6 protein-coding genes, 1 tRNA gene and 2 rRNA genes (1 of these 9 only partly in view) are annotated in these 9,419 nt (G+C 61.3%); 3 read left to right on the plus strand and 6 right to left on the minus strand.

The genetic code is table 11. The features are described 5' to 3' along the window. Positions 1 to 266 precede the first annotated feature (266 nt). Complete coding sequence (locus tag FJ527_RS20045) at positions 267 to 1,172, minus strand: sugar-binding transcriptional regulator (protein WP_140661652.1); 906 nt, start codon at positions 1,170 to 1,172, stop codon at positions 267 to 269. Positions 1,173 to 1,448: 276 nt separating this feature from the next. Here FJ527_RS20045 and FJ527_RS20050 point away from each other — a divergent pair, with 276 nt between their 5' ends. Together FJ527_RS20050 and FJ527_RS20055 are read left to right on the plus strand one after the other, a co-directional pair. After that, positions 1,449 to 2,357: a tagatose-bisphosphate aldolase gene (locus tag FJ527_RS20050; protein WP_140823937.1), complete on the plus strand. Its 909-nt coding sequence runs from the start codon at positions 1,449 to 1,451 to the stop codon at positions 2,355 to 2,357. 35 nt (positions 2,358 to 2,392) lie between these two features. Next, positions 2,393 to 3,865, plus strand: a complete 1,473-nt coding sequence (locus FJ527_RS20055) for an ROK family protein (RefSeq protein WP_140823938.1) — start codon at positions 2,393 to 2,395, stop codon at positions 3,863 to 3,865. Here the strand turns inward: FJ527_RS20055 and FJ527_RS20060 are convergent. Further along, on the minus strand, positions 3,849 to 4,460 hold the full coding sequence (locus FJ527_RS20060) for an NAD(P)-dependent oxidoreductase (protein WP_015315614.1): 612 nt from the start codon (positions 4,458 to 4,460) through the stop codon (positions 3,849 to 3,851). The two genes, FJ527_RS20055 and FJ527_RS20060, sit on opposite strands and share 17 nt — an antisense overlap. 36 nt (positions 4,461 to 4,496) lie before the next feature. After that, on the minus strand, positions 4,497 to 5,135 hold the full coding sequence (locus tag FJ527_RS20065) for a DsbA family protein (RefSeq protein WP_140823939.1): 639 nt from the start codon (positions 5,133 to 5,135) through the stop codon (positions 4,497 to 4,499). A gap of 140 nt (positions 5,136 to 5,275) precedes the next feature. On the opposite strand from FJ527_RS20065, the gene FJ527_RS20070 reads away from it, so the two are divergent. After that, positions 5,276 to 6,193 carry a LysR family transcriptional regulator gene (locus FJ527_RS20070; protein ID WP_140823940.1) on the plus strand — a complete coding sequence of 306 codons (918 nt, stop codon included), beginning with the start codon at positions 5,276 to 5,278 and terminating at the stop codon, positions 6,191 to 6,193. A 105-nt stretch (positions 6,194 to 6,298) separates the two neighbouring features. Here FJ527_RS20070 and FJ527_RS20075 read toward each other — a convergent pair. The 3 genes from FJ527_RS20075 to FJ527_RS20085 form a co-directional block, all read right to left on the minus strand. Beyond that, a tRNA-Met gene (locus FJ527_RS20075) sits at positions 6,299 to 6,375 on the minus strand. A gap of 209 nt (positions 6,376 to 6,584) precedes the next feature. After that, positions 6,585 to 6,699, minus strand: a 5S ribosomal RNA gene (rrf, locus tag FJ527_RS20080). Between the two features lie 273 nt (positions 6,700 to 6,972). Further along, positions 6,973 to 9,419 (minus strand): 23S ribosomal RNA (locus FJ527_RS20085); it runs 385 nt beyond the window's last position.

The following is a 9,419-nucleotide window of genomic DNA, read 5'->3' on the forward strand; positions in this document are numbered from 1 at the left end:
AATCCCGTGCTCACTTTCCTCGCCTCCGCGAGGTCAGGGAACCATCGCGCCCGGCATCCTGCACGACGGATCGGCAATTTGTAACACTTTGCAGAAATAAATTGCAACTCGGTTTTTCCGCGACTGCAACGCCGGCTTTCCAGACGCCTTCTGACTGCTCCTCCGAGCCCCGGGCGAACTATCGTCCCGACTCCCCGGCGACACAATCGATTTCGCAGCGGCTTCTCTCCGCACCGACAGCGCCGCATCAGTCCGCATATCTGCCGCTATCGCGTTGCAAGAACCGCGAGGATGGCCTGAGCCGTCTTGGTATCCGTCACCAGCGTGTTGATGAGCCCGGAACGAACGGCGCCGATGATGGCCGTCGCCTTCTCCGGCGAGGCTGCGACGCCGATCACCAGGGGCACGGCGCGAAGCTGCGCCGGCGACATGGCGATCATCCGGCTCTCCCCTTCCCAGGCGATCAGGGCGCCTTCCGCATCGAAATAATGGCGAAGGACGTCGCCAGCCGCATGGACCAGCGCCTGCTCGGTCGGCGTGGCGGCACTCGCCTCGGGTGGGTTGATGGCGTGCGGCAGGCCAATGCCGACGATCGCAACGTCGGTCCTGTCCCACAGCGCGACGGCATCGCGGATGGTGGCGTCTCCAAGGAAGACGTCACGCAGCTCGCTGGACGGCAGATAGGGCGCATGGATAAAGTGCGGTGTCCCGCCAAACTCTTCGGCGGCGAGCCGCACGAATTCATTGACCTGGAAATGCGCCGCGTGCTGCTGCATGCCGCCAGTCGCGGCCACAGTCAGCACGCCCGGCATGCGCGGCAGGCCGGCTCGAATGACCTCGCGCACGGCGCGTCCCCAGCCGATGGCGACCACGGAGCCGGCCACCAGTTGCGCCTGCCTGAGCAAAGCGCCAAGCGGGGCGGAAAGCGCCGTCAGCGCACCCGCTGCCGGCGTTTCGACAACGGCGGCGTCCCGCAATTTCAATCCGTCGACAAGTTGCCTGGTAATATCCTCCGGCGTCGCCAGGTCGATCACCTCGATGCGCACGATCCCTTCGGCCCGCGCCCGCTGCAGCAGGCGCGAAATCGTCGCGGTGGAGACACCGAGCTGCCGCGCTATATCGACCTGCGACATCTCCTCCACATAGTGCAACTTGGCAACCGTGTGCAGCATGGTGCGCGATGCGGTCGCGTCCTGGGCGGAGGGAACAGACAGCTTGCAATTCCTTTCAGAAACGTGTTACACACGTATACGCCGATGCGAGTTATCGCGCAAATCCGGTGAGCTCGCAACTTGAGGCATACCAGGCCAAACGCCGGTTGGGCTGCTTATCCCAGCAGCCGGCGATGTATCAGGCGGCAAACTCATCCTGCCGGCAGGCGGGCAAACTGACCATTTGTTTCCACGGGACCAGCGCCTCGGCGCGCCAACATCGGACAGAAGAAAACCATGACCAGGATGACCACCGCGGAACTGCGCGGCTACCAGCAGATATGCGGCAAGGACGGAGCCATGGTGGCCATCGCTTGCGATCAGCGCGGCGGCATGCGCACCTTGTTGGCGTCGGACCCCGAGGACCAGGCCAGAATCACCAACGACATGCTCGGCGACACCAAGGCCGACATCACGCGCTACCTCGCAAGTGCGGCGTCCTGCGTGCTGCTCGACCCGCTCTGCGCGGTGCCGAGAGTTGTCGACGACGGCGTACTGAACCGTGACACCGCGCTGCTCATCGGCCTCGACGCGTCCGGTTTCGACGTTTCGCCGGAGGGCTATCGGCTGTCGCGGCTGGTCCCCGGCATTGACGCGAGGCGCGTGCGCGAACTCGGCGGCACGGGCGGCAAGATCATGGTGTATCTCAGAGCCGACAAGCCTGAAGCCAACGAACACAACATTGCCCTCCTGCGCCAATGCATCGCCGACTTCGGCAAAGAGGACCTGCTGCTCGTCGTCGAATTCCTGACCTATCAGCTCGAAGGGGAAAGCCCCGAGGACTATGCGGCCAAGACGCCCTGGCTGGTCGAGGAGGGTACGAGGATTTCGCTGGAATGCGGCGCGAAGGTGCTGAAGCTTCCCTACCCCGGAACGCCGGAAGCCTGCGCCAACATCACTGAAATGGCCGGCGAAGTGCCGTGGGCCGTACTTTCGGCCGGCGTCAACCACACCACTTTCCTTGGCCAGGTCGAGGTCGCCATGCAAAATGGCGCCTCCGGCGTCATCGCCGGCCGATCGCTGTGGAAGGACTGCATCTCGCTCGATCGTGACATTCAGCGCGAAAGACTTAAGACCATCGCGGTGCCGCGACTGCGAGAGATCCAGGCGGTGATCGGGCACTATCGGCGGAAGGCTGCCGCCTGATATCCACGTTTGAGCGCCGGCACGTGCAGGACGTCATGCCACAAAAGTCGATGGCCATAGGGATCGATATAGGCGGCACCAATTTGCGTGCCGCCCGCATCTCGGGCGCCGGTGAAATCCTCGAACGTCTTTCCGAAAAGAGCGCGGCCGACGCGGAGCTGGTGCTTGGCCGCATCGCCGACATGGCGCGCCTTCTCGATACGCCTGATGTGGCGGCCATCGGCGTCGGCGTTCCCGGCCGCGTCGACGCGCGGCGCGGCGCGGTCCTGTCGGGAGGCTATGTCAACCTCGCTTCGGTCGCGCTCGCGCAGCGGCTGGAAAGCATGACCGGCAAGCCTGTCATCGTCGACAATGACTGCAACATGGCGCTGGCAGCCGAGATGGCGCTTGGCGCCGGCCAAGGCCACGACAACATCGCCATGTTCACCATCGGCACCGGCATTGGCGGCGCCGTCGTCCAGAACCGACGGATCATGCGCGGCCGAGCAACAGCGGGGCAACTGGGGCACATCACCGTCGATGTCAACGGCGAACTCTGCGCTTGCGGGCGGCGCGGCTGTGTCGAAACCACCAGTTCGGGTACGGCGCTCGGCCGTCACATAGCGCGGGCTGGCCTTGGTCCCGAGGTTTCGGTCGACCAACTCTTTGCCCGCGATGCCGCCGGCGACATCCAGGCGCGAGGCATATTGGAAGCCTGGGCGAGGCCACTGCGCGCGGCCATCGATACCACCGTTGCCGTGTTCGACCCCGACCTCGTCCTGCTTGGCGGCGGTCTTGGCCGGGCGGCACACAGAGCGCTTGGCCACGCGCCGGCGCTGGCGCCGTGGTACCAATGCCCGGTGGCGCCGGCGCAGCTCGGCGACGACGCCGGAGTGATCGGCGCCGGTCTCCAGGCGCTTTCGGCACCGACATCGACATCGCTTTCCGTTCAGCCCGGCCGCGCCAGACGCGCCGTGCTCGTCAACGGCATCCCGGCCAGCGGAAAGAGCACGGTATCACGCGGCATCGCCGACCGCATGGGATGGCCGCTGCTCGCGCTCGATACGGTCAAGAACCCGTTCCTCGAAGTGCTCGGCGGCGGCGACCGCGAATTCAACCGCACGCTGGGCCGCGCCAGCTACCAGGCAATCTGGTCGCTCGTCGGCGACGCCCCGGCCGGCAGCACCTTCATCGTCGATGCCTGGTTCGGCTTCCAGCCGCGGCAAGTGCTCGAGGATCATCTGCGCAACGCCGGCGTGGAACACACGGCCGAAATCTGGTGCCACGCGCCGGGCGAAGTTCTGGCCGAACGCTACGGCGCCCGGCTAGGTCAGCGCCTCCCGGGTCATCCCGGCGCCGCCTATATCCCCGAATTGATCGAGCTGGCCAAGCGCGCCGAACCGCTGCGGCGAGGGCCGCTGTTCGACGTCGATACGACGCAGCCGATCGACTTCGAGGCCATCGCCGCATGGCTGCGCGCGAGTTTGGCCGGCGACGCGTCGGTCCTTTCAATCAATAGCCGACGGTGAAGCGCTGCCTGACATGTGTCGGCTTTTCGATCTCGTCGACCATCGCGATCGCATAGTCCTCGAAGGAGATGCTGCTACCCTTATCCGAGGCGAGAAGCGTATCCTTGCCGACGCGGAACTTGCCGGTGCGCTCACCTGGGACGAACATCGCGGACGGCGACAGGAACGTCCAGTCGAGGTCGCTGACTGTCTTCAACTTGTCCAGGAAGTCGGCGCCCTTCTGTGCCTCGGCCTTGTAGATCGCAGGAAATTCGGCGGTATCGACCAGACGCTTGCCGGGCGCGACTTCGAGACTGCCCGCGCCGCCCACGACGAGATAGCGCTTCACGCCCGAGGCACGCACCGCGGCGATCAGCGTGTCGGGGTCGCTATCCACGAAATGCACCGCGCTGATCACCGCGTCATGGTCGCGGATCAACTCGGCAAGGCCTTCCTTGTCGAAGACATCGCCCTTCTTGGCGGTCACGCCGGGCAGCGCGGCAATTTTTTCAGGGCTGCGGGCGATACCGGTGACCGTGTGGCCACGATCGGAGAGTTCCTTGAGTATGCGCGAGCCGACAGCGCCGGATGCACCGATGAGAGCGAGGTTTGCCATGTTCTTTTCCAGTCCTTGTTGGAGGTCGGTTGGGGATTACGCCGCCGCTATATGGGCGACAAGATTGTCAAAGCTGCCGAACAGCGCGTTCGAACCGATGAGCCGAGGCGCTTCGTTGCGGATGACCGCCAGCGAAGGCACGCCGTTGGCATGCAAGCGCTGGAATAGCGCGCGGCCACGATTGACCAGGTCGAGGTGCGCCATCAGCAAGGTTTCGGTCGGGCTCTTCAGGATCGCGGCGGCATCCATCATGCCCGCGCCGCCGAGCACGGCAGCCACGCCTTCGACAGTCACGATATCGCGACCGTCGACATAGCGCGCACGTTGGATTGCCTTGAGCGCGGTCCACCGGCGGCTTGGGTCTTCCAGGCCGGCGGCGCTGATGCCGAGGGTCGCCGCATGCGAGTCCAGCAAGGTGCCACGGATGCCGAGGACATTGTGCTGATAGGGCTGCGTGAATGCTTGTCCGGTCAGACGCTCGATACGCTGGTCGTTCGCCCAGGCGTGAGCGGCAAAACCTTCATCCATCGGCCTCGCGCCCGCTCCCGAAAACAGACCAGCCGGCAGCAATTCGACGCGCACGCCGCTGGCAGCCAATTTGTCCAGCATCGGGGCGGCGCCGTAGCACCAGCCGCAGAGCGGATCGAAAAGATAAATCACATCCGAATTGCTCATGATTGCCTGATATCCCTTGGCGCGGCGTGCAGCGGTCTGGATTGCCAAAATCTGTTGCTCCTATGTGGCAGACAACGATCTTGCGATAAACACCATCCAATAATATAGATTGTCTGACCAGTTCATACAAAGCGATCGCCGTGGCTGACCTGCTGAACCTCAATCGACTGGTCTACTTCACCACCGTGATGGAGACCGGCTCCTTCACATCGGCGGCCGACCGGCTTGGCGTCGCCAAAGCCGTGGTCAGCCATCAGATCGGCAAGCTCGAGGAGGAGTTGGGCGCGACACTCATGCGACGAACGACACGGCGTGTCGCGCCGACCGAAGAGGGACGCCTCTTCTATGATCGTGCGATGATAATCCTGCGGGAAGCGGAGGCCGCCTATGGCGAGATTTCGCGCGCGGCCGTCGAACCGGCTGGAATGTTGAGACTGACGGCGCCGCTCGACTACGGCACGAAGGTGGTTGCACCGGTCATCGCCGCCTATCTGAGAACTTATCCGCATATGCGCGTCGAGGTGATCTTCGACGACGCGGTAAGCAATCTGGTCGACGAGCAGATCGACCTCGGCATCCGCGTCGGCTGGCTTGCTGATTCCTCCAACCAGGCGCGGCGCTTGGGCACGATCCGGCAGATCGTGGTGGCAAGTCCTGCGTTCGCCGCAAGCCTGCCGCAGGGCGTGAGCCCGCGGCAGGCGCGGTCGCTGGCCTGGGTCGGAAACGCCCAGCTTCGCGGCGTCGGCCAATGGCTGTTTTCCAGGGATGGCGACGAGGTACTGACCGAACTCAACCCGGTCATCACATGCGACAAGAGCCCGGCTGCCCATGCCTGCGTGCTTGCCGGCATAGGGCTGGGTGTGTTTCCCGACTACAGCGTCAGCGACGACATCGCCGAGGGGCGGCTGGTGCCGGTCTTTGCCGACTGGGCCTTGCCCACCGGCGGCATCCACGCCGTCTTTCCGCCGGCAAGGTTCAGGCCCGCCAAGGTGCGCGCGTTTGTGGACCTGCTCGCCGCCGCCGAGAGAAAGCGATCGCGCGGCAGTGTCGTGGCGTGAATGCAACCGCGGCAGAAGGTCGGTACCCGAAACAAGTCGTCCGCAGCAATATGAGATCGGAACGCGAACGGCCCGCCGGCATAGAGCCAGGCGGGCCGTTTTGTTTGGTTGCGGGGACAGGATTTGAACCTGTGACCTTCAGGTTATGAGCCTGACGAGCTACCGGGCTGCTCCACCCCGCGTCACCACCATGATCGCCTTGTGGCGATTGCGGTATTCTGTCTCCACCAAATGAAAGGGCCGCTTAGAGCGGCCCGGGATCCCTTGGCGGGCCTTTATGCATGTTGCCCAAAAGAGTTAGCGGTTTGGGGCAACGACATGCATCGAACGATGTGCAGAGAAGATTTCACTGTCATCCGATTGGATGAGAGTTTGAACGTGCGTTTTGCAGACCTGGCAGCGACCTACTCTCCCGCGTCTTGAGACGAAGTACCATCAGCGCTGGAGCGTTTCACGGCCGAGTTCGGAATGGGATCGGGTGCAGCCGCTCCGCCATAACCACCAGGTCGGCAAAACGCACGTTATTCGAGAAGCTGGGTTAGGGATTAGGCAGTAGGGAATGGTGAGTAGGGGATACCTGCTTGCCATCCGGCCGTGCCGTTGCCCGTCTTTCCGCGCCAAGGCGATGCTTTGCAGGTTGCTTCGGGCAAAGCCCGCAAGCGCGACTGCGCGTCGCCGGTCGTCCGGCGCCCTCGCTTAAGCATAGGCCCGTAAGGGCCGCTCATGCGTGAGCGCTGGTCAGACCATTTGACTTCATCAAATGGGTATTAGGAATGAGAACGATCAAGCCGATCGAACTATTAGTACCGGTAAGCTTCAAGCGTTGCCGCTCTTCCACACCCGGCCTATCAACGTGGTCGTCTTCCACGGTTCTCAGGGAATACTCGTTTTAAGGTGGGTTTCCCGCTTAGATGCCTTCAGCGGTTATCCCGTCCGGATATAGCTACCCTGCTATGCGGCTGGCGCCACAACAGGTCCACCAGAGATCCGTCCATCCCGGTCCTCTCGTACTAGGGACAGATCCTTTCAATATTCCTACACCCACGGCAGATAGGGACCGAACTGTCTCACGACGTTCTGAACCCAACTCACGTACCGCTTTAAATGGCGAACAGCCATACCCTTGGGACCTGCTCCAGCCCCAGGATGCGATGAGTCGACATCGAGGTGCCAAACAACCCCGTCGATATGGACTCTTGGGGGTCATCAGCCTGTTATCCCCGGCGTACCTTTTATCCGTTGAGCGATGGCCCTTCCACGCGGGACCACCGGATCACTATGACCGACTTTCGTCTCTGCTCGACTTGTCAGTCTCGCAGTCAGGCAGGCTTATGCCATTGCACTCAGCGAACGATTTCCGACCGTTCTGAGCCCACCATCGCGCGCCTCCGTTACTCTTTAGGAGGCGACCGCCCCAGTCAAACTACCCACCATACATTGTCCCGGACCCGGATAACGGGCCGCGGTTAGACATCCATAGTGATAAGGGTGGTATTTCAAGGGTGGCTCCACCTGAGCTGGCGCCCAGGTTTCAAAGCCTACCACCTATCCTACACATGCCACTACGAATGCCAATGTAAAGCTATAGTAAAGGTGCACGGGGTCTTTCCGTCTAACCGCAGGAACCCCGCATCTTCACGGGGAATTCAATTTCACTGAGTCTATGCTGGAGACAGCGGGGAAGTCGTTACGCCATTCGTGCAGGTCGGAACTTACCCGACAAGGAATTTCGCTACCTTAGGACCGTTATAGTTACGGCCGCCGTTTACTGGGGCTTCGATTCAGAGCTTGCACCCCTCCTCTTAACCTTCCAGCACCGGGCAGGCGTCAGACCCTATACGTCGTCTTGCGACTTCGCAGAGCCCTGTGTTTTTGATAAACAGTCGCTACCCCCTGGTCTGTGCCACCCTCCTCCACTTGCGTGGAAAAGGGTCACGCTTCTTCCGAAGTTACGCGTGCAATTTGCCGAGTTCCTTCAGCATAGTTCTCTCAAGCGCCTTGGTATACTCTACCAGACCACCAGTGTCGGTTTCGGGTACGGTTTATAAGGAGGAGCTATTTCCTGGAACCACGCAGCAGCCCGTTCAATCCGATAAGATTGGACTACCTCAATGATCCGTCACTACCTCCAAGCCCACGAATATTAACGTGGTTCCCATCGACTACGCGTTTCCGCCTCGTCTTAGGGGCCGGCTAACCCTGCTCAGATTAGCTTTAAGCAGGAACCCTTGGTCTTTCGGCGGGGGAGTCTCTCACTCCCCTTACGTTACTCATGTCAGCATTCGCACTTCTGATACCTCCACCACCCCTCACGGGTATGGCTTCGTCAGCTTACAGAACGCTCCGCTACCGCTTGGCCCTTGCGGACCAAACCCTAAGCTTCGGTGTATGGCTTTAGCCCCGTTACATTTTCGGCGCAAAGACCCTTATTTAGACCAGTGAGCTGTTACGCTTTCTTTAAATGATGGCTGCTTCTAAGCCAACATCCTGGTTGTTTTGGGATCCTCACATCCTTTCCCACTTAGCCATAACTTGGGGACCTTAGCTGTAGGTCAGGGTTGTTTCCCTTTTCACGACGGACGTTAGCACCCGCCGTGTGTCTGCCGACTAGTACTCCCAGGTATTCGGAGTTTGGTTAGGTTTGGTAATCCGGTGAGGACCCCTAGCCCATCCAGTGCTCTACCCCCTGGGGTATTCGGTCGACGCTCTACCTAAATAGATTTCGCGGAGAACCAGCTATTTCCGAGTTTGATTGGCCTTTCACCCCTAGCCACAAGTCATCCCGAACTATTGCAACAGTTATGGGTTCGGTCCTCCAGTAAGTGTTACCTTACCTTCAACCTGCTCATGGCTAGATCACTCGGTTTCGGGTCTAATGCGACGAACTGAACGCCCTGTTCAGACTCGCTTTCGCTGCGCCTACACCTAGCGGTTTAAGCTTGCTCGTCACACTAAGTCGCTGACCCATTATACAAAAGGTACGTGGTCACCCAGGACGAACCTTGGGCTTCCACTGTTTGTAGGCAACCGGTTTCAGGTACTCTTTCACTCCCCTTGTCGGGGTGCTTTTCACCTTTCCCTCACGGTACTAGTTCGCTATCGGTCATGCACGAGTACTTAGGCTTGGAGGGTGGTCCCCCCAATTTCAGACAGGATTTCACGTGTCCCGCCTTACTCGAGGACGATTGATTGCATTACGCGTACGGGGCTGTCACCCACTATGGCC

Source organism: Mesorhizobium sp. B2-4-18, assembly GCF_006441385.1.
Classification (GTDB): domain Bacteria; phylum Pseudomonadota; class Alphaproteobacteria; order Rhizobiales; family Rhizobiaceae; genus Mesorhizobium; species Mesorhizobium australicum.